The organism is Roseibium sp. MMSF_3544, from assembly GCF_030732845.1.
Lineage (GTDB): Bacteria > Pseudomonadota > Alphaproteobacteria > Rhizobiales > Stappiaceae > Roseibium.
Genome location: NZ_JASHKA010000013.1, coordinates 1 through 24153, shown reverse-complemented (window position 1 = coordinate 24153; position 24153 = coordinate 1). Strand labels below are relative to the sequence as shown.

The window sequence follows — 24153 nt, the reverse complement described above, 5'->3', positions numbered from 1 at the left end:
GCGGTCATTTGAGATAGAAAACGGCCGCCGGTCTCCACGGCGGCCTTTTTTGTTGGCTGGCAAGAAGGAAGACGTCATGTCCGAGCCAAAGTTTTTCGGAAATCCCACCGCGGTTTCCTTGCAGCAGATTGCATCCTGGGCGGATGCCGAAATCGTTCGCGGCGATGAAGACCTGGAAATCACGGCGGTCGCGCCCCTTGAGGAAGCTGGCGCCGGAGCGTTGGTTTTTTTCGATAACACAGCCTATCTGTCGCAGCTTGAAGCGACTGGTGCTGCAGCCTGTCTGGTCGGCAAGAGACACCAGAAGAAGGTGCCTGACAACGTCGCTGTCCTTGTTTGTAGCGATGCTTATCGTTCCTGGGCGAAGGTACTTGCGAAACTCTATCCCGAAGCGATGGCGCCCAAAGATCCTTTGGTGAGTGGTGTTTCCGAGCGTGCCAGCGTGGATCCAGCCGCGTCGCTGGAAGACAACGTGACGGTTGAACCCGGTGCCGTGATAGGTGCGGATGCAGAGATTGGATCCGGCACCGTCATAAGAGCAAATGCCGTAATCGGCAGAGGCGTCAAAATCGGCCGGGACTGCGTCATCGGTCAGAATTGCACTGTGCAGCACTCCATCCTTGGCAACAGGGTGGCATTACACCCAGGTGTTTGTTGTGGTCAGGACGGCTTCGGCTATGCCATGGGTCCCGAAGGGCATCTGAAAGTTCCGCAGGTCGGGCGTGTTGTGATTCAGGATGACGTGGAGATCGGCGCCAATACGACAATCGATCGTGGCGCAAATCGCGATACGGTTATCGGCGAAGGCACCAAGATCGACAATCAGGTACAGATTGGCCACAACGTGGTCATTGGGAGGCACTGTGTTCTGGTGTCTCAAGTCGGCTTGTCGGGAAGCTGTACGCTGGAAGACTTTGTAGCGATCGGGGGGCAAACGGGTGTGCGCGGTCATGTCACGATCGGCATGGGTGCACAGGTTGCCGCTGTCAGCGTTGTCGGCACAGACCTGGAGCCGGGAGGCCGGTATGGAGGCGCACCGGCGAAGCCGGTGAAGCAGTGGTTTAGGGAAGTCGCCGCGGTCAGAAAACTTGCAGAACGGGGCAACGACACGTAAACGGGTCGCTGAATTTGAACTTTACGGAGCCAATCCGCCGAGGGGCACTTCATGGAAGAAGCAGAGAACAAGACACTCGCAAGCGCAGACATCATGAAAATCATGAAGCTTCTGCCGCACCGGTATCCTTTTTTGCTTATCGACAAAATCATCGAGATGGACGGAGATAACAGCTGTATCGGTATCAAAAACGTCACCGTCAATGAGCCACATTTTCAGGGCCATTTTCCTGAAAGACCGATTTTTCCGGGGGTGCTGCTCATTGAGGCCATGGCACAGACCGCCGGTGCGTTGTGCGTTCATGCCAGAGGTGATGATGCTCCACCGCAGCTCGTCTATTTCATGACAATCGACAAGGCAAAGTTCCGGAAACCTGTGGAGCCCGGTGATCAAGTCCATTTTCACGTCAAGAAAATCAAGCAGCGTGCAAATATATGGAAATTCGACGCTGTTGCATTGGTTGACGGTTCCAAGGTTGCGGAAGCGGAAGTCAGTGCCATGCTGGTAGATGCGTGAGGGCAAATGACAGACATTCATCCAACGGCCATCGTTGAAAACGGGGCCGTTATCGGCGAAGGCACACGTGTCGGTCCGTATTCAATCGTGGGACCGAACGTTACTCTCGCCGACGGGGTAACTCTCGAGGCGCATGTCGTTGTCGCCGGTCACACAAGTATCGGGCCTGGAACGCATATCTTTCCCTTCGCCAGCATCGGGCACAAGCCGCAAGATCTGAAATTTGCCGGTGAATTGACGCGGCTGGAAGTTGGCGCCAACAATCAAATCCGCGAACATGTCACCATGAATCCAGGGACAGAAGGCGGCGGCGGTGTAACGCGCGTCGGCGACAACTGCCTGTTCATGATGGGCTCCCACGTCGGGCACGATTGCCAGGTTGGAAACAACGCGATTCTGGCGAACAACGCGACGCTTGCCGGGCATGTGGAGCTGGATGACTTTGTCATTCTGGGCGGTTTGAGCGCCGTGCGGCAATGGTCACGCATTGGAACCGGCGCAATTGTCGGCGGAATGACCGGAGTGGAGTTTGACGTCATTCCCTTTGGATCGGTGATCGGTGACAGGGCCCGACTGGCTGGGCTCAATCTCGTCGGGTTGAAACGCAAGGGACTGCCTCGGGAACAGATCCATGCTTTGCGGGCGGCCTACCGCGAACTGTTTGAAAGTGAAGACGGGACGCTGCGTAGCAGGGCGGAAGCTGTTGCCGCCGCCAACACGGACCAGCCCCTCGTGAAGACCGTCACCGATTTCATTCTTGAAAAGGAAGACCGGCGCTTCTGTACCCCATGACAAGACGAATGAAGCCATGAGCAGTGCGGTTGGTCCAAATGCCCGGCGTCTTGCGTTGATCGCAGGAAACGGCAGCTTGCCGGGTCAGATCGCCGATGCGCTTGCCGGTGCAGGACGTGACTTCAAGATCGTGGCCATCAAGGGCGAAGCGGAGGCTGCCACCAGACAACGGGCAAGCGCGGAGTTAGGCTGGGGCGAGATCGGCCGGCTGTATGGTTTCTTGAAAAAAACCGGATGCAAGGATGTGCTCCTGATCGGTGGCGTGTCCCGGCGGCCGGATTTCGCGTCGTTCTTTTCAGACTTTGGTACATTGAAGCGGCTACCGACCATCATTCGGGCGCTCGCGGGTGGTGACGACAGCCTGCTGACCAAGGTCATCCGGCTTTTTGAAGACGAGGGGTTTCGCGTCGTGGGTATCAAAGACGTGGCGCCGCAATTGCTGGCATCGAGCGGCGTTTTGGGCCGGGTTCAGCCCAAGAAGAACGATTGGCGTGACCTTGAGCTTGCCCTCAAGGCAACAGAAAAACTCGGCGAACTGGATATCGGACAAGCCGCCGTCGCCGTGGGAGGCCGCGTTGTCGCTCTGGAAGGCGCGGAGGGAACAGATGCGATGCTGGAGCGATGCGCCGAGTTGAAGCGGATCGGCCGCGTCAGAGCCAAGGGCCGGGCGGGCGTCCTGGTGAAAACTGCAAAGCCGACCCAGGACCTGCGTGTTGACCTGCCGACTGTGGGGCCGAAAACGATTGAACTGGCCGTTTCTGCAGGTCTTTCCGGGATTGCTGTTGAGGCCCATGGCGCGTTGATTGCCGACAAGGATGGCACGCTTCGAAAAGCCGATGAGGCTGGTCTTTACGTTATCGGAATTGATCGCACCAAGATGTCTGGAGCCTTCGAAGAATGAGCGGCGAAATGCCGACCATCTGTCTGGTCGCTGGCGAAGAGTCCGGGGATCTGCTGGGTTCAGAGCTGATGAAGGCCCTGAATGCAAGACTGGGTGAAGGGGTGCGATACTGCGGTGTTGGCGGAGAGAGGATGACGTCTCTTGGTCTCACCAGTTTCTTTGAAATGTCGGATGTATCCGTCATGGGGATCAGTGCTGTTCTGGCCCGCTTGCCGCTGATTGTCCGGCGTGTCTACCAGACAGTTGACGCAACTGTCGCCGCCAATCCGGCCGTTCTGGTCATCATCGACAGCCCCGATTTCACACACAATGTTGCCAAGCGGGTCCGCAAGCGCGCTCCTCACATTCCGATTGTCGGCTATGTCTCACCTTCCGTTTGGGCATGGCGGCCGGGCAGGGCGCGGAAAATGAGTGCCTATGTCGATGAGTTGCTTGCGCTTTTGCCATTTGAACCGGATGTGCATCGGAAGCTTGGCGGGCCAACAACGCATTATGTGGGTCACCCTCTGAGTGAGAACGCCGACGCATTACGCCCGGTGGCGGGCGAGCGCAAGCCTGTCGATGAAGACGACAAGGTACTGCTCGTTTTGCCGGGCAGCCGGCGGAGCGAAATCGACCGACTGTTGGACGTGTTCGGCGAGACGATAGCTCAAGTCAAAAAGGATTTGCCCGAAATCAGGGTCGTTCTGCCAGCCGTCAGCCATCTGGAAGGCCGGATCCGGGACGGGGTCGCCACTTGGCCGGGCGAGACAGAGATTGTCACGGGACTTGACGCCAAGCATGCCGCGTTTCGCAAGGCGCACGCGGCACTTGCCGCATCGGGGACCGTTTCACTTGAGCTCTCCCTGTCCGGAGTTCCGATGGTCGTCGCCTACAAGGTCGACTGGTTTTTCCGGAGGATCAAGGAACTCAATCGCGTTTTCAAATTTGCGAGCGTGGACTCTTTTGTCTTGCCGAATATCATTCTTGGCAAGAAAGCAATTCCGGAGTTTCTGGATGATGAGGTTCAGCCGGACGTTCTTGCAGGACACCTCGTCAATCTCTTGTCTGACAGCGAGGAACGGCGGCTTCAGCTTTCTGATTTGTCGCGCCTCGACGATGTCATGCGCTTGCCGGATGGACACAGCCAAAGAGATGCTGCTGCGGATGTCGTCCTGAAAGTCCTCAAGACTGCAGACACTTAGTTTGTCACAGGTCCGACAAGACCGTCGCAAGGTTGCTCGTCTTCCGAAGCTGACCCTTCCAGCAGATTGACTTTAATTCGATCGTGAAGACCAAAAAAATGCTCCCGTTTTCACGGGAGCATCGTCACTCTTTGAACAGTCTTGAAATCTCTCAGCGAACCGTTAGCGGCGCTGATCGATCGGAATGTAATCCCGCTTGGTCGAGCCCGTATAAAGCTGACGCGGACGTCCGATCCGCTGGGACGGATCTTCGACCATTTCCTTCCACTGCGCGATCCAGCCAACCGTCCGCGCGAGCGCGAACAGAACGGTGAACATCGTGGTCGGGAACCCAAGTGCGCGCAGCGTGATACCGGAATAGAAGTCGATATTCGGATAGAGCTTCTTGTCGACGAAGTACTCATCGTTCAGCGCAATTTTTTCCAGCTCGATTGCGACGTCAAGAAGCGGATCGTCCTTGATACCGAGTTCGCCCAGAACTTCGTGGGTTGTCTTCTGCATGATGCGCGCACGCGGGTCGTAGTTCTTGTAAACCCGGTGCCCGAAGCCCATCAGCCGGAACGGGTCATCCTTGTCCTTGGCGCGCTCGATGTATTCCGGAATGTTGTCCACGGAGCCGATCTCGGAGAGCATATTCAGCGCCGCTTCGTTCGCGCCGCCATGTGCTGGACCCCAAAGACATGCAATACCGGCAGCGATACAGGCGAAGGGGTTTGCGCCGGACGAGCCGGCAAGACGCACCGTGGATGTGGAAGCGTTTTGCTCGTGATCGGCATGCAAAATGAAAATCCGGTCCATGGCGCGTGCCAGAACCGGATTGACCTTGTACTCCTCGCAGGGAACAGCAAAGCACATATGCAGGAAGTTGGCCGCATATCCGAGGTCGTTGCGCGGATAAACAAAGGGCTGGCCGACGTGATACTTGTAGGCCATTGCCGCGATGGTCGGCATTTTCGCGATCATGCGCAGCGAAGCCACCATACGCTGGTGGGGATCGGTGATGTCCGTGGAGTCGTGGTAAAAAGCCGACAGTGCGCCGACGGTTCCGACCATGATCGCCATCGGGTGTGCATCACGACGGAAACCGGAGAAAAAGCGGTTCATCTGCTCGTGGATCATCGTGTGATACGTCACACGCTGAACGAAATCATCTTTCTGAGCCTTTGTCGGCAGTTCGCCGTAAAGAAGCAGGTAGCAGGACTCGAGAAAGTCTCCGTGGTCGGCGAGCTGCTCGATCGGATAGCCGCGATAAAGCAGAGTGCCCTCGTCACCGTCGATATAGGTGATCTTGGATTCGCAGGAAGCAGTGGACGTGAAGCCCGGATCATAGGTGAACATGCCGGTGTCCTTGTATAAGGACGAGATGTTCACGACCGACGGTCCGATGGACCCGTCAAGAACGTCGAAATCGTGGTCGGCGCCACCGACGTTGAGATTGGCGTTGTTGTCGGCCATACAGAAACCCCTTTGTTTTATCCTGATGCGCCGTCCGCTGCAGACCTCGCAATTCCACCAGCGGAGCCTGGGCCGGACGGCACGTGAGAAATTTTCGGGTCTTGCGTAGCCCATTTATTGCAGTGCCGCAAGCTGGCGGGCCTAACGCTTTGGTCAAAGGCTGGCCGCACCTGGGAGGGCATGCTCCTTTTCAATCCTTTTAATGGAAACAGGAGCTCCGCAAGAAACCCTTATTTTGCCTGATCTTGAATGCGCGCGAGAGACTCGTCACCGCCAAGAGCAATCAAAACATCATAAATTCCAGGCGAAGTGCCACGTCCCGTTAGGGCAGCCCGGAGCGGTTGAGCGACCTTTCCGAGCTTCAGTTCTCTTTCCTCAGCGTAAGATTTGACGGCCGATTCCAAGGTCTCGGACGACCAATCCGGTGCTGAGGCGAGAACACTGTGAAGATCGTTCAGGATTGTTCTGGCTTCTTCGTTGAGGATCTTTTGAGCCTTCTCGTCAAGGTCCAGAGGCCGTGATCTCCAGAGATAAGAGGCGCTTTCCGTCAGCTCGACCAGGGTCTTGGCGCGCTCCTTAAGTCCGGGAAGAGCCGTCAACGCGGTTTGCTCATTGTGAGCTTCCGACATCCAGGCCAGAACCGGCTCGCCGCCATCTGCATGCCGAAGATAGACTTTCCAGTGCTCCAGCAGCTCATCGTCTCCGGTTGCACGCATGTAGTGCCCGTTGAGGTTTTCCAATTTCTTGAAATCAAATCGGGCGGCAGACTGACCGACTGCATCCATGCCGAACCATTTGATCATGTCGTCCAGGGACATGATCTCTTCATCGCCATGGCTCCAACCGAGACGGGCGAGGTAGTTGCGCATTGCCTGCGGCAAATACCCCAACTCGCGATAGGCCTCCGCGCCGGTAGCCCCATGACGCTTGGACAGTTTGGCGCCATCCGGGCCGTGTATCAGCGGGATGTGGGCCATCTCGGGGACTGTCCATCCGAGAGCCTGGAAAATGAGGGTTTGTCTTGCGGCATTGGTCAGATGATCGACGCCACGAATAATGTGAGTGACACCCATGTCGTGATCGTCAACGACGACGGCCAGCATATAAGTCGGCGTGCCGTCTGAGCGAAGAAGCACAAGATCATCAAGATCTTTGTTGGGAATGACCACGCGCCCCTGGACCATGTCATCGACAACGGTTTCGCCTTCTTGCGGTGCCCTGAGCCTGACGACCGGCGTCACGCCTTCAGGCGCTTCTGAAGGGTCCCGGTCGCGCCACGTGCCGTCATAGCGGGGCGGACGTCCTTCGGCACGCGCTTTTTCACGCATCGCGTCGACTTCTTCCGGTGTGCAGTAGCATCGGTAAGCCGTACCGCTGGCCAGCATCTGCTCAACGGCTTCCCTGTGCCTGTCAACGCGGGAAAACTGCGAAATCGGCTCACCATCCCAATCAAGTCCCAGCCAGGTGAGGCCGTCTATCAACGCGTCGACAGCCTCCTGCGTGGACCGGGCACGGTCGGTGTCTTCGATACGAAGCAGCATTTTCCCGTTGTTGTGCTTGGCAAACAGCCAGTTGAACAGCGCCGTTCGAGCGCCTCCGATATGCAGGAATCCCGTAGGCGAGGGGGCGAAGCGCGTGACGATCTCTTGTGTCATGGTGCTTTATTTGAAAGTCTCTTTTGGATTGGAGGCGCGGGCTGCGCCCATGTGTGGCGCGGTCTTAGCACAGGCACGGTCGGGGCAAAATAGGATCAGCTCCGTTTCTTGTGACAGCATGAAAGGGCAACGTTTGGCGGCCGGGCAGGACCCGTTGCAAAAAGATAAAAACCGCCAAATTGCGGTGGCCAACACCGATTCCGAAAAAGGAATAATAGAACCGCCCCGAACTTGGAGTGAACAGACGGGCAGATCGTACCGTTCCACCTGGCAAGCGATCTTGCAGTCCGGAAAAAAGTCGCAGACCTCGGACAATGTCTCGGTCTGGGAGCATCAGGCTCTTCTGTGGGTCAGCTTTTTGTTCGCCTCCGGAATTGCGGTTTACTTCACGTTGCCGGCTGAACCTTACTGGCCGCTTCTCGTCGCCGTGCTTACTTTTGCAGTCCTGTGCGCGTTTTTTGCAAGAAACCGTGCCGGACTTGGCCGGTTTGCTCTGCTGGCCTTGTCTTTTTGGGCGGGCCTTACCTGTGCGGCTCTGCGCACTGCCTTTGTCGATGCGCCCCGTATCTCGGAAGAAATCAATGTGAACCTCAGCGGGTATGTCATCGAACGGTCGGATCGCGTCGGCCGGACGCGCCTTGTCCTGAAGGTTGATACCGTGAACGATGGTCCCCTGAGCGAAACACGATTTCCCAAGAAGGTGCGTGTTTCGGTACCACAGACGACAGACGCGCGCGTGGGAGACGAGGTTCAGCTTCGTGCGCGCCTGTTCCCGCCTGCCGGACCTGTTGTGCCTGGAGGGTACGATTACTCCCTTCGTGCTTATTTCTCGCAGGTCGGTGCAACCGGCTTCAGTTTCGGTCAGCCACAAATTGTTCCTCAAAGCGAAGTCCCGCTTCAGATACGCGGCAGTGCATTGCTCCAGTCGCTCCGGTCACATCTCAAGGAAAAAATTACAAGAAGTTTGCCAGAAGGGCAGGAAGCAGGGCTGATCGTTGCACTCCTTGTCGGAGACCGGAGCGGGATCAGCGAGACACAGGAAGAAAATCTCAGAGCTGCTGGACTTGCCCATATCCTGGCGATATCGGGTTTGCACATGGCGCTCTTTGCCGGCGGCGCTTACGCAGCAGCTCTGTTTCTGATGGCCCTCTTTCCATCCTTGTCCCTAAACTGGCCTATCCACAAATTTGCGGCCGTCGCGGCCCTTTTTGCTGCTGTTTTCTACCTTCTTGTTTCTGGAGCTTCGGTCGCAACCCAGCGGTCGTTCCTGATGATTGCGCTTGTGTTTCTCGCAATATTGGTCGGGCGTCGGGGATTGACGCTTAGAAGCGTCGCTCTTGCGGGTCTCGTACTGTTGGTGCTCGCTCCTGAAAGGCTGTTTTTCCCAGGGTTTCAGATGTCCTTTGCCGCGGTCATCTGTCTGGTCGCTGTCTATGAAACCTGGCGGAACCGGCTGGATCCGTTTGCGCGACTGAAGCGGCCAAGCGCTCGAATGAGCAACCGGATAGCCTTGTCGGCTTTTCAATGGGCAGCCGGGATCTTGATTACGGCTTTGATCGCAGGGCTGGCGACCGGCATCATCGCTGCTCATCACTTTGGCCGCGTCGCTCCTTTCGGACTTCTGGGCAATTTTCTCGGCATGCCCATTTTCAGTTTGCTGGTCATGCCGATGGGCGTTCTTGCCATGATCCTGATGCCATTCGGCTTGGCTGCCCTGCCGCTGACCGTCATGAAATACGGAATTGACCTGCTGCTCTGGATCGCTGCTTTTGTCGCCGGACTGGACGACGGAGTTGGTGCAATCGGCCGGGTGACGGTCTTTGAAATGGTTGCATTTTCCGCGGCACTGCTCGCCTTGCTGCTGTTGCGTGGCTGGTGGCGTTTAAGCGCGACTGGACCGATGCTGATCGGGGTATTGCTCCTTCTGAACTCGCCGCCACCGGATATTCAGATCGCCGCCTCAGGGAACCGGATTGCCGCTCGAGACGACAATGGAACGTTGCGGTGGGTCGGTCAACGCAGATCATTCGTTTCGGATATCTGGTATCAGACGGAGGGTGTTGAAGAAGGTGCGATCAGATCGCACAAGATGAAATCGCCTCAAGTGAGGTGTGACGAAACGGGGTGTGTTGTCCGGGCTTATGCCTTCCGCGAAGGTGGCGTCGCACAGAATGCGGTCACTGTACCCTACTTCATAGCGTTGCCGAGATCGCAGGATGCCCTGCGGATGGACTGCAGGTATGCCGATTTGATCGTGAGCGATTTAGTCGTATTTGAAAGTTGCGATGCCGACCTCGTCATTGACCGGACAACGCGTCGAAAAAGGGGCGCAGTCTCGATCTGGCTGTCACAAGAAAGACAGGCTGGAGGAAGTGTGGCCTCAGACGGGATCTACCTGCGAAACGGCACTGAGATGCCAAGGGCGATCAAAGTGGATGACATACGCTTCGCCGTCAGTGCCAATCCCCGCCCTTGGCACAAAAAGGGCGAGGTCGCTCGCGTAAATCTAAGGTAATTCACCTGCTGGACATTAAAGAGCTTCCGCCGTGTTTATAGTCGCGCACACCCCCTCAGCGGAAGATGGAAACACTTCGGCTCGGTGATCGATCAGTACTGACGGAAGAGAGCGACAAGACGACCCTGCACGCGCACCCGCCCGGGTCCGAAGATCCTTGTTTCGTAAGCAGGGTTGGCAGCCTCGAGTGCGATGGAGGCTCCCTTCTTGCGAAGGCGTTTTAGAGTTGCCTCTTCCTCGTCGACGAGCGCAACGACAATATCGCCGCTATCTGCGCTGTCCGTGCGCCGAATGAGAACGGTGTCCCCATCCAGGATGCCTGCGTCGATCATGGAATCGCCGCGCACTTCAAGCGCGTAGTGTTCGCCTTTCCCGAGCAATTCCTGCGGTACAGTAATGGAATGGCTATGGGTTTGAATGGCTTCGATCGGAACACCTGCCGCAATACGGCCCATCACCGGAATTTCGGTTCCCGCTGCTGTGGGGACAGGATCAGGACGCGCCGGTTCCGGTCTTCCAAGCGACCCTTCGATCACTTCGGGCGAGAAGCTTCCGCGCGGCCGCGGGGATCCAAGTCCGGGTGCGATCGACTCAGGAAGCCTGACAACTTCCATTGCCCGGGCACGATTGGGAAGACGTCTTATGAAGCCGCGCTCTTCCAGTGCCGTAATCAGTCTGTGAATGCCGGATTTGGAGCGCAAATCCAAGGCATCCTTCATTTCATCGAATGATGGTGGAACACCAGTTTCCTTCAGTCTTTCGTGAATGAACATGAGCAGTTCATACTGCTTGCGCGTAAGCATATCGGCTTCCCCTGACCGCGAATCTAGACGGGTACAAATCGAGAACAATTTACCTGTTCCCATTGTGTTCTGCAAGGGTAAATGTTCTCTTACTGTTCTATGCTTTGGTTTCGGGAATGCCCCAGGCACAAGGAAATATTACGAGAACATCAGTCGAGTTTTTTGATCAGAAGCTCGCAGGTCACTAGAGTTGGTGCCGTGTTTGGCTTGACGGTGCCGCGAAACAGGTTTCCTTCAAGATCAACGCATCGAACCGGCAAAGACAATTGATTGTCGTCATGACACCCGGCCTCCGGCAGCAGAAGAATTTCAGAGATGAGGCCCGTCATGGGAGAGCTGTCCAGAAATTCGGTCCCGGCAAGACTACCGAGGCCGTGAACGCCATATCGCCGCGCTGTCAGCTTCTCAGCGAGCTTTTCAACGCCTGCAGAAAGGTCCTCAAAGGGTGCCAAAGTCGCAATCAGGGCGTTCACTGGTTCTTGCGTGGAGGTCTCGGGATGTTCTTTGACACGAAACAGGGTGAATTCGGTTTCCGGATCTTCCGCCGCCTCAAACATCGCTCCCTTGAGACCCCAGCCGGTTATTTGCGAACGATCGCTTGTCTCAATGGTGTGCGGAAGCAGGTGCCCGAGGTGGTTTGCACCTTGCTCGGACCAATAGGCATGCACATGGGCAAACCAGTTCCCGTCTCTCCGGCCGAGCACCGCAACAGAATCGTCAAGATAGGCACCGGCGGAGCGTCTGGTCTCGCTGTACCAGGCCACATGGCGGTCATCCGCCGCACGATCCGGCATGACGTAGTCGAAGGACTTCAGCCTGAGAGACTTGAAATTCAGTATCGCCGAAGCGAAACCGGATTCTTCTGCCCAGGTTCCCAGAAAGCTCTGGAGTTGTACGCCCGCCGGCAAGTCGATTTTGACCGGCGTCGCATTGCAAAGGACAAACGGATGCCGATCGGTCGATTTCGGCCCTGGATGCCGGATTTGCGAAAGCGACAATGGGGCAGGGCGTCTCATATCAGTCCCCGCTCGGTCAGATGCTCGCGAACAAGTTTCTTTGTAATCTTTCCGTAAGCGCTGGTCGGCATTGCTTCGATGAAAAGGTATCGCGCTGGCATCTTGTACCGAGCGATCTTGCCGCTCAAAAACTCCGACAATTCAGCTTCGACAACGGGCCTGTCCTTGTGAAGCACACAGACGGCCAGTCCAATTTCACCCCAGTGCGGGTCCGGGATCCCGAGGATGGCAACTTCCGAAACATCGGGATGTGCCAGCAGCACTTCCTCGATTTCCTTCGGATAGACATTAGACCCTCCGGATATGTACATGTCCGATGCGCGTCCTGTGAGATAGAGAAACCGCTGGTCGTCCATGTGCCCGATGTCCCCGGTTCGGAACCAGCCGTTTCTGAAGGACTTGGTGTTGGCAGCATCGTCCTCCAGATATCCGGCGCAAACAGCGGGTCCGATGACGCAAACCTCGCCGGTTTGTCCTGCGGGCAAAAGGTTGCCTTCATCGTCCTGAATGCTGACTTCAATCCCGGTTCGCTCGGTGCCGCACGTGCCGATCCTTGCGTCAGGTCCATCGTCTATTTGGTGATCCTGAGGGCGCAGAACCGTGATGTTCCCGGTCACTTCTCCAAGGCCGTAATACTGAACCAGAACAGAGCCGAGTTTTTCAAGCGCGTGCTTCTGGTCTTCCCGATACATGGGAGCACCGGCATAGATAACGTTGCGCAGACTGGAGTGATCAAACCGGTCCACGGCAGGATCTTCGACGAGGCGCTTTACGATTGTGGGGACAGTGAACAAGTTGCTGACCCGATGTTTTTCGATCAGTTCGAATGCAGCAGCAGGACTGAAACCGCCGCCCGGCATGAGGACATGTGCTGCGCCCACGGGGAGTTGGGCGATCAACTGTAAACCAGCGCCGTGGGAGAGGGGCGCAATCACGAGCGATGCGTCCAGTTCGCTGGTTCCTGGCAGGAGATCCGCCAGATAGTTCACGGTGACAAAGCCAATCTGGCCGTGTGTGAGCACGACCGCTTTCGGCCGTCCCGTGGATCCGGAGGTGAAAAACAGCCAGCAGGGATCATCGTAGTCGACTGCCGCATTCTCGAACGGCAATCCGTCAAAGCGGGCGATCAGCTCTTCATAGTTTTCGCCGCAACGGCTCGCCCCGATGCAGATTGTTCCAACCAGATCCGGTTGACCGTTCTGGACAGCGTCGGCTTGATCTTCGAATTCCGCGTCGCAAATGAAGAGTTTCGCTTTGGCTTTTTGTCCGGCGTAGGCCGTTTCGGCCGGTGCCTGCCGGAAATTGCAGGGGACCCAAACCGCTCCGAGCCGAAACGCAGCCAGCATGATTTCGATCATCTGGTTGGAATTCTGCGCCTGAACGAGAATACAGTCGCCCTTCTTGATCCCGAACTCGGTCGTTAGCGCATTGCCAAGTGCCGAAACACGCCGGTCGAGCTCGCCCCATGTCCAGGTCCGCCCCTCCCAGACCACTGACTGGCGCTGCGGCCAGCGCATCGCATTTCTGGTCAGATAATGCGCCAGGTTGGTTACGCGATTAGAACAGCGCTCCATCATTGACCGATCATTCCCTTTTCCCGGTAGCGTTGTGCGCGACGTTAGGATGCTCAGGTGCGATTTGACAAGGCGCGCCGTTTGCGTCTCATTCCAAGCTGCCAACACCCTTGCTCCGAAAGCCGCGTTCCACTCGGGAGACAGCTCATGACAGACATCTGTATTACCGACTGGGACGATGCCTATGCCAACGCCGCGCACATCCAGGGAGCTGAACACTATCCGGACAGATGGGCTGCGGACGCAAAGGCGTTCAGAACCGACTGGACCGGCAAGGAACTTGACATTGTTTATGGGAACAAGGAGCGGCTGCGTCTTGACCTCTTTTATCCCGAAGTAACGTCCAAGGGACTGGTGGTTTTCGTTCACGGCGGTTACTGGCTGCGGTTCGACAAGAGCTATTGGTCCCATTTTGCCCATGGGGCGCTGAAACATGGCTGGACGGTTTGTCTGCCGAGTTACGAATTGTCGCCGGCGGCAGACATCGCGGAAATCACAAAACAGATAGGCGTTGCGATTGGTGTCGCCGGTGAACGTGTCAGGGGGCCGATCCGTTTGTCGGGTCATTCTGCCGGCGGCCACCTGGTCACCCGCATGCTGTGTGCGGACACGCCACTGGTTACAAGTCTTGTTGAACGGCTGGAAAAGACTGTGTCGATCAGCGGACTGCATGACCTGCGGCCGCTGCGAAACACCCGAATGAACGAACACTTCAAGCTTACGGAGACGGGGGCAACATCCGAAAGTGCCGCCTTGCAGAAGCCGATTTCCACTTGCCCCGTTACGGCTTGGGTTGGGGCCGAAGAGCGTCCGGAATTTATTCGCCAGTCCCGATTGCTGGCGGAGGCCTGGGCAAATGCGACCGTTCACATCGACCCGGAAAAGCACCATTTCGACGTTATCGACGGGTTGCTTGACGCAAACAGCGATCTGACGCGTACGCTGGTTTCCGGCTAAGCGCATTGATGGCACTTATGCTGAGCTTAAGTCTTGGTGATGCGCTCTGCGATTTCCTGGTTGAGCATCAGCATTTCGATCATGCGGCTGCGGGCCTGCTCGCCATTCCCTGCCTGGATGGCTTCCGCGACCTTGATGTGATTGCTTCTTGAGAGGCGTTCTTCAGGAACACCGTCCCGCCCGGCAGCGTAGGAACTGACGAGGACCGCGTGAATCAGGTTCTGGAACTGGGCGAGCATGAGATTCCCGCTCGCCTGCAGGATCGTGGAGTGAAATGCATAGTCGGCGCCGATCATTGCCTTTTCACCGAGATCGGATCGAATGGATTTTGCTGCCGACAGGATTGTTTCGCGCTGTCTCTGGCTTGCGTTTGCCGCAGCCAGGGATGCGGCTTCCGGTTCGAAGATGAACCGAAGTTGCGTGGCCTCTGCATAGATCCTGGCCGTCATTGGGCATTCGGGCGTGTGCCAGCGGATCACATCGGGATCCAGCAGGTTCCATTCATTGAAATGGCAAACCTTTGACCCGTAGCGGCGCGCGGTTCTCACAAGTCCCTTTCCACACAGGACCTTGATTGCCTCACGTATCACCGTTCTGGACACGCCAATGGCTTCCACGAGCTCACCTTCCTTGGGAAGCGTCGAGCCAGTCGCGTAGTCTCCGCGGGCAATGCGATGCCCCAGATGTTCGACCGTGTCCTTGACGGCTCCTGTGGGGAGTGACGTCAGGATTTTTTCCGGCAGTTCGAATAATGAGCGGTTTGGTTCTGTCATTTTACCGGCTCGGTTGCGCGAACTAATGTGCGTCTAAGCTGAGTGGAATAGATCCACTACTATTATTAATACGAGAAAATGTACGGAAATGCTACGCAAAGCTTTTGCAAATTCACTCTGGAAGCGCAATCAGAGGCTGTATTTGCTTAGCTTGTCTGGTGAATACTGAGAGTGTCGCCGAGTAATCCTGATTGCTTTGTGCGTAATTTACTATCGATTGAAAACAAGATTTTCGAGGCTTCCGAATTGAAAAACATGCAACGGATCACATCGTTTCGGTCCAGGCGGCGCGGTTAGGCACGCGCTCTTTTGGCGAAGCGCGGTTTGACGCCTCGTGAGCAGGGAGAGGTCAGGGAAGATGTGCCATTCAGGTCGTGGTCATCAGTGCGGTGGACCGTGTGCCAGGAGGTCATATGGCCCGGGTTTCGCCAGTCCCGTAACGGTATGTCCTTATTTGGAACCTGAACTCAGCAAAGCACCGGCAATCGCAAAAAGCGCTCCAACAACCACGGCTATGCCGACCTGTCCGAGCCCAAAAGCAGCGAGCAAACCCATAGCGACCAGAGGCGTTAGAAAGGCAAGGCTGGAGATCGTTGCCGTGGAGCCGGCACGTGTTGCCCTGTCCCACAACACGTTCGCGACCGTGAAAGGCCCGATTCCCATAAGTGCAATCACGAACCATTCCTTGGCGGATGGCCAATAGATAGGTTCAAGCAAGACATGTGCGCCCAAGGCACACACCCCGGCAAGCCCGAGTGACGGGCCGACAACATCCGTTTCAACTTTCGCAAGCGAACGGCCGACCGAATAGGCTGCGAAAGTCAAGGCGCCGCAGACACCAAGCAAGGCGCCAAAAACGTCCAGGTTTCCGGCCATCTTTGGGGACAGGGCAATTGCAACGCCCAAAAAACCACAGGCTATTCCGAGCGTTTGCAACAAGGAAGGCATGCGCCGATGTAACAGAGAGGCCAGCAGGACAAACAAAACCGGCCAGAGATAATGGACGACATTCGCTTCAGCTGGTCCTATTCGCGCTATGGCCGCGAGATAGAAGGCGTTGTTGCCCATCAATCCGATCGCCACGAAGACCAGTGTTTTCAGCGGCACGTACACAAAGGCTTGAGACCTGCCTTGTTGAACCGCCAGAAAGCAAGAAAGCACAGAGCCGATCAAGGCCGAGGCACCCAGAACCAGGAGCGGTGGTGCAGGGCTTACCGCCGTTGCAAGCGCTGGCCAGCTCGCCCACAAAACGACAGCTCCAGCGACGAGGGCATAGGACCTTGCGTTTGGGCCACTAGATTTGATTGTACTCCACCTTGCTCGCAGCCGTTTCAGCAAATGGCAAAGCATGTGGCGGAAGGGCTGCGCAGGGTTTGCGAGGATCATCGTCATTTCAATTCAACCGGTGCCGCACACACAAAGAAAATATTTTCTTAGTTAGACAAGATGTCGAACAGATTGCCAAGTTCAGTGCGCAGGTCTTCAGGGTCCTCTAGACCAATACTAATCCGCAGGATTGTTCTTTGATGTTGAGCATTTGCAAATTTACGGCCTTGCCCGATGGTCACCGGTGCAACAAGGCTCCGCGTTCCGCCCCAGCTTGCACCGATTGCCATGAGTTTCAGCCGGTTCAGGCCATCGTCCAGATTGGCTTCCTGTTTCGCACTCAGCACAACACTGAAGACGCCGCTTGACCCGGAGAAATCGCGTTTCCAGAGCTCATGCTGCGGGAAATCCGGTAGGGCAGGGTGCAAAACCAGATCAACATTTTCGCGTGCGGACAATTCTTCAGCGAGGCTCAACGCGACCTTGCCCGCATGCTGAAGCCGAACGCCCATCGTCTCGATCCCCCTTAAAGCAAGGGCGACTTCATCCGGACCAACGCCGATGCCCAGCATGCGCATTGTGTCACGCAATTTCCTGCGCAGTTCCAGGTCGTTTACGCAAACGGACCCGAGCAACAGATCCGAGTGTCCTCCAACATATTTGGAAAGCGCCTGCATCGAAAAATCGATGCCGAGATCTAGCGGCTTCAAGTAAAGAGGGGTCGCCCAAGTGTTGTCGGCCCCGGTCAAAATGCCGTGCTTCTTTCCAAGCGCCGCAATTGCGCGCAAATCCTGCATCTCCATTGTGGTTGATCCCGGGGTTTCTGCCCAGATCAGTTTCACCGAAGGGTCGATCAGCTCTTCGATCGTTTTGCCGTCGGGCCGGTAGATTTTGTGGTGGATGCCCCGCGGCTGCAGGTAGTCGAGGCAAAACTCAAGAACGGGCGGGTAGACATTGTCGGGGATCAAGACCGTATCGCCCGGCAAAAGAACGCTCAGGAAAACAAGCGTCGCTGCGGACTGACCGGACGACACGATGACTGTGCGCAGCCCGTTTTCAAGGCTTGTAAGCTGTGCCTCAAGCGTTCTCGTGGTTGGTGTTCCGTGCAGGCCGTAGAAATAGCTGTCGAGATCGCGCTCAAGACGCGTTGCAAAAGCCTGAGCGTCATCGAACACGATTGTCGATGCGCGATAGGTCGGGACCGTCAGACTTGAAAATTCAGATTGGTCGACATTGGGATGTATCGTGCACTTTGTAGCGTCGCGCATGGTTTTTCCTCTCAAAACTCGGCGAACTACAGCAGAATTCTCTTTGGCAAACAATTTATAGTTAGGCATAATTCTATGCTTAAATTTTATATCCTGTGAGACGTGAGCATGAAGTTCAGGCAGCTTGAAGCCTTCCACAATCTGATGATCTCGGGATCGACGGTTCGCGCAGCTGAGTTGATGCAAATTACGCAGCCGGCGATCAGCAGAAGCATTGCCGAACTTGAGGCATCCCTTGGTTTCTCACTCTTTGACCGAGTGCGCGGACGGATGGTTCCAACCACCGAAGGTCAATTGTTTTTCCGGGAGGTGTCAGAGAGTTTCAAAGGCATGGATCGGTTGAGGTCCGTCGCCGCGGCGATCCGGGATTACGGCTCGGGGCATTTGAAAATTGCCTCGCTTTCAGCCCTCGGAGCGGAGCTGGTGCCGCGGGCAATTCAGGACTTCAGATTGAAGAACCCGCGCGTCCGGATAACGCTTCACATCCTGCCTTCGGCGCAGGTTCGCAACCAGGTTGTGGATGGTAACTTCGATGTCGGTTTGGCAGCTGATGAAATAGATCGCTCCGGACTGGACACGACCCACTTTGGCGGGTTTTCCGGCGTCATTGCCATGGCTCCCAATCATCCCTTGGTAAAACTGGACACGCTCGCCCAAGAAGACCTGGTTGGCCAGCCAATGATTGGGTTGGCACCGGAAGATAGGGCACGCCACCGGTTTGATGCGATCTTGAATGATGCAGGCGTTACGCCCGACTATGTGGTGGAAACACCTTCTTCGACGACGGCGTGTGCCTTGGCGCTTTCAGGTGATGCGATAGCGCTGGTCAATCCGCTGGTAGTTGACGGTTTTGTTGCCAGAGGGCTGGTGGTGCGCCCGTTCACACCTGCGGTCAATTTTCGCTCGTTCCTGCTGTTCCGGCCTGATGCGCAAAAATCGAAGCTGGTGAGGGACTTCACCACGTGTCTCTTCAACCTCAGGAACACTGCGGGCTGACCGCGGACGAAAGGGAATGTCAGGCTTTCGTTTAGCGATGCCCCTCCAAATTTCGCGTCTCCAAAAGGAATATGCCAAACCGTTTGTCGCTCTGCGCACAAGTAAACACGCTCAAGCCGGGCGAATTTACAAGCATTGCCGGTTTGCCGTAAAAATCCGGAGGACACGCAAACAAGTTCCAAAATGTTTCAAGAATTTCGAGCGCAAATTCGACGTCGAACTGAGTTTATTTACAATTGATTTTTATGGAAAATTTAGAAAACCTGCGCACACTACGCAGTTGAGGGAAAGACTGAGTAATACGGACTTACTGTCTTGAGTATCAGCACCAGTGCGTCGTTGCCATACGCTCCAAAAGAAGTGGGTCATGCCAGTCTGTCGCGGACCTTCATTCTTTATACTCTTGGCTTGTTCGCTTTGCTTGGGCTCGTCTTTATCGGGATATTGACGAAGATCACCTGGGACGATGCGCACGCGCGTGCGATCCGTGTGACCGAAGCCTTCTTTCAGGCGACAAAGCGTCCGTTCGAAAGAGCAATTTGGACGGTCAATGCCGATGCTACGCTCCAGCTAATTCGCGGTCTTGAGAGTCTTGAGGTCGTGGAACGTGTCTGGGTGGAAACGCCTGACACGGGGGACTTCGGGGAACCGGTCGAGGGCCTTCGCCGGGGCGATGCGCTGAGCTACACATTGAATTCTCCCAGCACGATCTTGCACAAGGATGCGATCGGGCAGGTTTTCATCCTTCTCGACCGAAATATGATTTCTCGTGAAATCGTTTCGACCGTTGGTTACATCGTTGCAGCGATCATTGTCTATCTGCTCCTGCTTGCGGTCGTCATCCGGATGGTGTTCCGGCGCCTGATCGGGCTGCCTTTGTCGGCCATTGTCGATTATCTGTCGACACCAAGGCTTATCGAGGACCCGCCGACGTCTCAGCTGATGCCCGGTCGAGACGATGAAATCGGGATCCTTGCGGAAAGTCTTCAGTCCATGGTGCAGCGCAGGCATTTGGACCTACAGAAAATTCAGGAATACCAGACCAATCTTGAAGATCTCGTCGCACATCGCACGGAACAGCTCAAGCTGGTGCAGGAGGAGCTTATCCAAGCGGACAACCTGGCAGCGCTCGGAGCGCTTGTGGCCGGAGTATCGCATGAGTTGAACACGCCGCTCGGAAACGCCCTGATGGCGGCAACAACAATCCAGGATTCCACAAGTTTGCTCAAAACCGAGCTTGAGCAGCAGCGTCTCAGCAAGGAAATGCTGGAGAGCGAAGTGCAGCGCATATCAGACACTGCGGGCATTATCGACAAGACGCTCGGACGGGCGAGAGAGCTTGTCGGTAATTTCCGGCAGGTCGCGGTTGACCGCCAAAGCGAGAAAATGCGTTCGTTCAATTTCGATCACATTATCCGCGAGACGATTGCGACCCTTCTGCCGACGTTGAAAAAGACCTCGTTCAAGGTCGAGTTGAAGCTGAATGCCGAAGAAGTCGTTGAAAGTTACCCCGGCGCGGTGAGCCAGCTCGTTTCCAATCTTGTCGAGAATGCCATGAAGCATGCTTACGAGGGACGCAGCGAAGGGACGATCGAGTTGTCGTCAAGGGTCGTGTCGCCGTCGGAGTACAGCGGGAACGATGCAAAACCCAAAAGGATTGTCCTGACGTGCAAGGATTATGGCGTTGGAATTCCTGAAAAAAACCTGAAGAAGGTGTTTGAGCCATTCTTCACGACCAAGTTCGGCAAGGGTGGTTCTGGTTTGGGAATGGCGATTTGTTATCAGCTGGTGACCGAAGCACTGAACGGGACGATAAATGTGTCGTCCAAAGTGGGCGCCGGAACCGAATTCACAATTGAACTCCCTGTCAAAGCGTCTTCTGAAACAAAAACAGAAGCAGGAAAGAAGGTGTATTGATGGCGATGGATTTTCTTGCATCTTCAGAACCTGACATCCGGCAGAGCACAAAGTCTCCCTGGAAGATCCTCATTGTCGACGATGACCCCGACGTGCATGAAGTAACCCGGATTGCAGTCGACGGCTGTCTGTTCGAGGGCCGGGCATTTGAGTTGCTGCATGCGTTATCGGCGCAGGAGGCGCGGCAGTGCCTTATCGAACGTGACGATATTGCCGTCGCGCTGATCGACGTCGTCATGGAAAGCGATACCGCCGGATTGGGATTGGTGAGCTGGATCAGATCGGAGCTCGGCAACAACTTCACACGGCTTATTTTGCGGACGGGACAGCCGGGCTACGCGCCCCAGACTGACGTCATCATGAAGTTCGACATCGATGGCTATGCCGAAAAGGCCGAGCTCTCGCGGACGAAACTGATTACGGCAATTGTCACCGCGCTGCGTGGCTACAAGCTCGTGATGTCCCTTGAAACCAACCGGAAGAAACTGGGTCAGCTGAACGCGCATTTTACTGCGATTGTGGAAAAGAACGCCCTCAGCGAATTCGCCGCCGCGGTCTTGGAGCATCTTGCCGACCTGGTCGGGCAGCCGCTCGATGCCATGTTGTGCGGTCTGGAAGCGCTTCCGGATTATGGCGGTGCCGATCTTTCGACAGTAAGGGTTCTATCAGCGACAGGTGCTTTCGAAGACAAGATTGATCTACCGATCGAGGTTATCGGCGACGACCTGATCCGCAAGAACGTCACGGAATGCACAGAAAGCAAGGCAACGGTGTCAACGCCCCACGGCGTCGCGCTGCCACTGATCACCAGAAACGGATTGGCCGGTGCACTTTTCGTCGGCTTGTCTGAAAGCGTGCTTGAAGAGCTTGTCGGATCTGAAGTCGTTCAGCTCTTTGTTTCGAATGTTGCCCTTGGTTACGAGAAAACGGGCCTTCTTGAGCACATTCGCAACCTTGCCTATGTTGATCGGGTTACCGGTCTTTCGACGTTTTCCGGTTTCCTTGAGACCTTTCAACGATGTTCGGCCAAGCATGGGCCGCTCTTGGTCGTACACTCCGACATTCAACGGTTTCGGGTCATCGTGGATGGCATCGGCGATGAACGCGCCGGGGCCGTTTTGAAGCGAACCGGTCACAGGCTTTCGCAGACATTTCCGGACGCGCTTACGATCGCCCGCAAAGAAAAGGACGAGTTCCTTATTCTTCTCAAAGGCGGCGAAGAGAACAAGATCCAGGATGTTGTCGCGCGTATCGAGGACGCCTTCCAGGAACCGATCACGCTGGATGAAAACCAGATTACGTTGCGGTTGAGGCTGGGATTTGCAGCCGCTGACGGCGAGATCAGAGGTGCTGAGGAGACCGTTCGGTATGCGTCGATTGCCCTGAACGATGTCAGGCAAAAAGGACTCACCAATCACGCGGTCTTTCATCCGCTGATGCAGGAGGCCGCATTCGAGAGACTAAGGCTTGCATCTCTTTTGACCGGATCGGGCAACCAAACGGAATTCTCGCTCAACTACCAACCGATCATGCATGCCAGCGATGAGAGCATTGCCGCTTTCGAAGCGCTGATGCGGTTCAGAACTCCGTCCGGAAACTTCCTGAATACGGCCCGCATGATTGAAGCGGCCGAGGCGAGCGGATTGATCACCGAGATCGGTGCCTGGATGTTCAAGTCCGCATTTTCCGAATTCAGCCGGCTACACGGTTTGTCGAGACATGTCAGGCTGAACGTGAACCTTTCTCCGAGGCAGGTTCAGGCCAACCGGATTTACAAGGACATTGAAGATGCGGCTTCCGCTGCCGATCTGAGCCTCGACAGGCTGGTTTTTGAAGTGACCGAGGGTTTGTTCATCAGCAATGACCAAGTGACGATGTCGCTGCTGACCTGGCTTCGCAACAAAGGCGCGAAGGTGGTGATCGACGATTTCGGGACAGGCTATTCCTCGTTCAGCTATCTTCGGAAGCTGCCGGTTGACGGCATCAAGATCGACCGCAGCTTCATCATGAACATGGACCAGGATACCGATGCGCTCGCGGTGGTGAAGTCGATCATCGCTGTCGCGCAGGCGCTCGATCTAAGCGTGACGGCGGAAGGCGTCGAGACGGCAGAGCAACGAGAGATCATGCGCGACCTTCAGTGTGACTATTTGCAAGGGTATCTGTATGCAAAGCCACTCACTAACGCCGAGTTGAATGCCTTCATCCAGGACTCACGCGTTCCAAACCTCGCAGTCGGATAAAGCCCTTCCAACCAGACGTCAGACATGACCGTTGCGCAGGAGGCCGTCATGAGTCCTCGCGCATGGGACTGAGTTATGCCCGGTGCGGGACCGCGGCACCCGTAAAATCTTTTGCCCGCGATACATAAGTTATTGAATTTCGGAACGAAGCACGCTCTCATAGGTCTGCATCGCACGCGCATTGACGGTGGTTTTCCCCTTCAATGTCCACCAAGCTACTGACAAAATTAGACAAGGTGCAAAAAGAGGGAGAACAAAATGGACATGAACGGCTCCCACCGGATACCGGCAAAAAGAGAGGCTGTCTGGGAAGCCCTCAATGATCCGGAGATCCTCAAAGCCTGTATTCCAGGCTGTGAAAGTCTCGAAAAGACGTCGGATACGGAAATGAATGCCCAGGTCACGACCAAGATCGGACCGGTCAAGGCGAAGTTCAAAGGCGCCGTTACGCTCGAAAACCTTAAACCGCCGGAAAGCTACACGATCACCGGAGAAGGCAAGGGTGGTGTCGCCGGATTTGCGAAAGGCTCCGCTGACATCAGTCTGGCCGAAGAGGGCGATGAAACCGTTTTAACATATGAGGCAATGGCCCAGGTGGGGGGCAAACTTGCCCAGTTGGGAAGCCGTCTGATTGACTCCACCGCAAAAAAGATGGCGGGAGAGTTTTTTGACAAGTTTGCCGAACTGGTACCGGCTGGGTCCAAACAGCCCGAAAGTGCTCCGGTAACGGAGGAAGATATCGATCCCGGTGTCGCCGAAGAGGCCAAACGGATCGCGATTGAAGAAACGCCTGGCGAAGTCATGCACGCAATCGAGGAAGCCGAGCATGCGGTTGAGGAGACCTTCCACAAGGCGGAGGAGAACCTTGAAGCTGCCGCAGGCCGGAATGCATTTGGTGGTCCTGTGGTCTGGGGCCTGGCCCTGTTGGGCGTGCTGATCCTGGTGCTGGCGCTTGCCAGTTGACCTGGTCACCCTGCATTTGGTTTGATGATGTTTTGAAAGTACCGGCAAGGCAAAAACAGGATTATGACGCGTAATCAATAAGTTGTTCCTTGCAAGAGAGCCTTTACGAGGGAGAGGAATTTATGTCGAAGGTATCGATGGTTTTGAACGGGAAGTCTGTTTCGGCGGATGTTGAGGACCGTACG

19 protein-coding genes are annotated in these 24153 nt (G+C 55.8%); 11 read left to right on the top strand and 8 right to left on the bottom strand.

Annotated features, from left to right (window positions below; translation table 11 throughout):
- The first annotated feature begins 76 nt into the window (after positions 1 to 76).
- The 5 genes from lpxD to lpxB are packed head-to-tail and all read left to right on the top strand — an operon-like array spanning position 77 to position 4507.
- The gene (lpxD, locus tag RBB47_RS18770; protein ID WP_305987409.1) at positions 77 to 1114 is read left to right on the top strand and encodes a UDP-3-O-(3-hydroxymyristoyl)glucosamine N-acyltransferase; all 1038 of its coding nucleotides are present in this window, start codon (positions 77 to 79) and stop codon (positions 1112 to 1114) included.
- Positions 1115 to 1165: 51 nt separating this feature from the next.
- Positions 1166 to 1630, top strand: coding sequence for a 3-hydroxyacyl-ACP dehydratase FabZ (gene fabZ, locus RBB47_RS18765; protein WP_305987408.1), 465 nt, complete (start codon positions 1166 to 1168; stop codon positions 1628 to 1630).
- A gap of 6 nt (positions 1631 to 1636) precedes the next feature.
- Positions 1637 to 2422, top strand: a complete 786-nt coding sequence (lpxA, locus tag RBB47_RS18760) for an acyl-ACP--UDP-N-acetylglucosamine O-acyltransferase (protein ID WP_305987407.1) — start codon at positions 1637 to 1639, stop codon at positions 2420 to 2422.
- Positions 2423 to 2438: 16 nt separating this feature from the next.
- Positions 2439 to 3323 (top strand): LpxI family protein, encoded by an 885-nt coding sequence (locus RBB47_RS18755; protein ID WP_305987406.1) that lies wholly within the window; start codon positions 2439 to 2441, stop codon positions 3321 to 3323.
- Positions 3320 to 4507 carry a lipid-A-disaccharide synthase gene (lpxB, locus tag RBB47_RS18750; protein WP_305987405.1) on the top strand — a complete coding sequence of 396 codons (1188 nt, stop codon included), beginning with the start codon at positions 3320 to 3322 and terminating at the stop codon, positions 4505 to 4507. Before RBB47_RS18755 ends, lpxB begins: the two co-directional genes overlap by 4 nt.
- 162 nt (positions 4508 to 4669) lie before the next feature.
- On the opposite strand, the gene gltA is transcribed toward lpxB, so the two are convergent.
- Positions 4670 to 5962, bottom strand: coding sequence for a citrate synthase (gene gltA / locus RBB47_RS18745; protein WP_305987404.1), 1293 nt, complete (start codon positions 5960 to 5962; stop codon positions 4670 to 4672).
- A gap of 230 nt (positions 5963 to 6192) precedes the next feature.
- Positions 6193 to 7617 (bottom strand): glutamate--tRNA ligase, encoded by a 1425-nt coding sequence (gene gltX, locus RBB47_RS18740; protein WP_305987403.1) that lies wholly within the window; start codon positions 7615 to 7617, stop codon positions 6193 to 6195.
- A gap of 280 nt (positions 7618 to 7897) precedes the next feature.
- Between gltX and RBB47_RS18735 the strand changes: the two genes are divergently transcribed.
- Positions 7898 to 10132: a ComEC/Rec2 family competence protein gene (locus RBB47_RS18735; protein WP_305987402.1), complete on the top strand. Its 2235-nt coding sequence runs from the start codon at positions 7898 to 7900 to the stop codon at positions 10130 to 10132.
- 92 nt (positions 10133 to 10224) lie between these two features.
- Here RBB47_RS18735 and lexA read toward each other — a convergent pair whose 3' ends face one another.
- From lexA to RBB47_RS18720, 3 genes are all read right to left on the bottom strand, one after another.
- Positions 10225 to 10935 (bottom strand): transcriptional repressor LexA, encoded by a 711-nt coding sequence (gene lexA, locus RBB47_RS18730; RefSeq protein WP_305987401.1) that lies wholly within the window; start codon positions 10933 to 10935, stop codon positions 10225 to 10227.
- Positions 10936 to 11084: 149 nt separating this feature from the next.
- The gene (locus RBB47_RS18725) at positions 11085 to 11951 is read right to left on the bottom strand and encodes a hypothetical protein (RefSeq protein WP_305987400.1); all 867 of its coding nucleotides are present in this window, start codon (positions 11949 to 11951) and stop codon (positions 11085 to 11087) included.
- Entirely contained in the window at positions 11948 to 13528 is a 1581-nt protein-coding gene (locus RBB47_RS18720) for an acyl-CoA synthetase (protein ID WP_305987399.1), read from the bottom strand. The genes RBB47_RS18725 and RBB47_RS18720 overlap by 4 nt, the downstream gene beginning before the upstream one ends.
- 144 nt (positions 13529 to 13672) lie before the next feature.
- On the opposite strand from RBB47_RS18720, the gene RBB47_RS18715 reads away from it, so the two are divergent.
- The gene (locus tag RBB47_RS18715) at positions 13673 to 14482 is read left to right on the top strand and encodes an alpha/beta hydrolase (RefSeq protein ID WP_305987398.1); all 810 of its coding nucleotides are present in this window, start codon (positions 13673 to 13675) and stop codon (positions 14480 to 14482) included.
- A 26-nt stretch (positions 14483 to 14508) separates the two neighbouring features.
- Here RBB47_RS18715 and RBB47_RS18710 read toward each other — a convergent pair whose 3' ends face one another.
- From RBB47_RS18710 to RBB47_RS18700, 3 genes are all read right to left on the bottom strand, one after another.
- Positions 14509 to 15255, bottom strand: coding sequence for a FadR/GntR family transcriptional regulator (locus RBB47_RS18710; RefSeq protein WP_305987397.1), 747 nt, complete (start codon positions 15253 to 15255; stop codon positions 14509 to 14511).
- 450 nt (positions 15256 to 15705) lie between these two features.
- Positions 15706 to 16605, bottom strand: coding sequence for a DMT family transporter (locus RBB47_RS18705; protein WP_305987519.1), 900 nt, complete (start codon positions 16603 to 16605; stop codon positions 15706 to 15708).
- Between the two features lie 83 nt (positions 16606 to 16688).
- Complete coding sequence (locus RBB47_RS18700; RefSeq protein ID WP_305987396.1) at positions 16689 to 17849, bottom strand: PLP-dependent aspartate aminotransferase family protein; 1161 nt, start codon at positions 17847 to 17849, stop codon at positions 16689 to 16691.
- A 108-nt stretch (positions 17850 to 17957) separates the two neighbouring features.
- Here RBB47_RS18700 and RBB47_RS18695 point away from each other — a divergent pair, with 108 nt between their 5' ends.
- The 4 genes from RBB47_RS18695 to RBB47_RS18680 all read left to right on the top strand — a co-directional run bounded on the left by RBB47_RS18695 (position 17958) and on the right by RBB47_RS18680 (position 23968).
- Complete coding sequence (locus RBB47_RS18695) at positions 17958 to 18845, top strand: LysR substrate-binding domain-containing protein (RefSeq protein WP_305987395.1); 888 nt, start codon at positions 17958 to 17960, stop codon at positions 18843 to 18845.
- Between the two features lie 315 nt (positions 18846 to 19160).
- Complete coding sequence (locus tag RBB47_RS18690) at positions 19161 to 20762, top strand: sensor histidine kinase (protein WP_305987394.1); 1602 nt, start codon at positions 19161 to 19163, stop codon at positions 20760 to 20762.
- Positions 20762 to 23005, top strand: coding sequence for an EAL domain-containing protein (locus RBB47_RS18685; RefSeq protein WP_305987393.1), 2244 nt, complete (start codon positions 20762 to 20764; stop codon positions 23003 to 23005). The genes RBB47_RS18690 and RBB47_RS18685 overlap by 1 nt, the downstream gene beginning before the upstream one ends.
- Positions 23006 to 23263: 258 nt before the next feature.
- Positions 23264 to 23968, top strand: a complete 705-nt coding sequence (locus tag RBB47_RS18680) for a carbon monoxide dehydrogenase subunit G (RefSeq protein WP_305987392.1) — start codon at positions 23264 to 23266, stop codon at positions 23966 to 23968.
- The last annotated feature ends 185 nt before the right edge of the window (positions 23969 to 24153 follow it).

Excerpts from the sequence above, each read along its gene's own strand:
- lpxD (WP_305987409.1), top strand. The coding sequence starts at position 77 with ATGTCCGAGCCAAAGTTTTTCGGAAATCCCACCGCGGTTTCCTTGCAG.
- fabZ (WP_305987408.1), top strand. The coding sequence starts at position 1,166 with ATGGAAGAAGCAGAGAACAAGACACTCGCAAGCGCAGACATCATGAAA.
- lpxA (WP_305987407.1), top strand. The coding sequence starts at position 1,637 with ATGACAGACATTCATCCAACGGCCATCGTTGAAAACGGGGCCGTTATC.
- RBB47_RS18755 (WP_305987406.1), top strand. The coding sequence starts at position 2,439 with ATGAGCAGTGCGGTTGGTCCAAATGCCCGGCGTCTTGCGTTGATCGCA.
- lpxB (WP_305987405.1), top strand. The coding sequence starts at position 3,320 with ATGAGCGGCGAAATGCCGACCATCTGTCTGGTCGCTGGCGAAGAGTCC.
- gltA (WP_305987404.1), bottom strand. The coding sequence starts at position 5,962 with ATGGCCGACAACAACGCCAATCTCAACGTCGGTGGCGCCGACCACGAT.
- gltX (WP_305987403.1), bottom strand. The coding sequence starts at position 7,617 with ATGACACAAGAGATCGTCACGCGCTTCGCCCCCTCGCCTACGGGATTC.
- lexA (WP_305987401.1), bottom strand. The coding sequence starts at position 10,935 with ATGCTTACGCGCAAGCAGTATGAACTGCTCATGTTCATTCACGAAAGA.
- RBB47_RS18725 (WP_305987400.1), bottom strand. The coding sequence starts at position 11,951 with ATGAGACGCCCTGCCCCATTGTCGCTTTCGCAAATCCGGCATCCAGGG.
- RBB47_RS18720 (WP_305987399.1), bottom strand. The coding sequence starts at position 13,528 with ATGATGGAGCGCTGTTCTAATCGCGTAACCAACCTGGCGCATTATCTG.
- RBB47_RS18715 (WP_305987398.1), top strand. The coding sequence starts at position 13,673 with ATGACAGACATCTGTATTACCGACTGGGACGATGCCTATGCCAACGCC.
- RBB47_RS18710 (WP_305987397.1), bottom strand. The coding sequence starts at position 15,255 with ATGACAGAACCAAACCGCTCATTATTCGAACTGCCGGAAAAAATCCTG.
- RBB47_RS18705 (WP_305987519.1), bottom strand. The coding sequence starts at position 16,605 with ATGCTTTGCCATTTGCTGAAACGGCTGCGAGCAAGGTGGAGTACAATC.
- RBB47_RS18700 (WP_305987396.1), bottom strand. The coding sequence starts at position 17,849 with ATGCGCGACGCTACAAAGTGCACGATACATCCCAATGTCGACCAATCT.
- RBB47_RS18695 (WP_305987395.1), top strand. The coding sequence starts at position 17,958 with ATGAAGTTCAGGCAGCTTGAAGCCTTCCACAATCTGATGATCTCGGGA.
- RBB47_RS18685 (WP_305987393.1), top strand. The coding sequence starts at position 20,762 with ATGGCGATGGATTTTCTTGCATCTTCAGAACCTGACATCCGGCAGAGC.
- RBB47_RS18680 (WP_305987392.1), top strand. The coding sequence starts at position 23,264 with ATGGACATGAACGGCTCCCACCGGATACCGGCAAAAAGAGAGGCTGTC.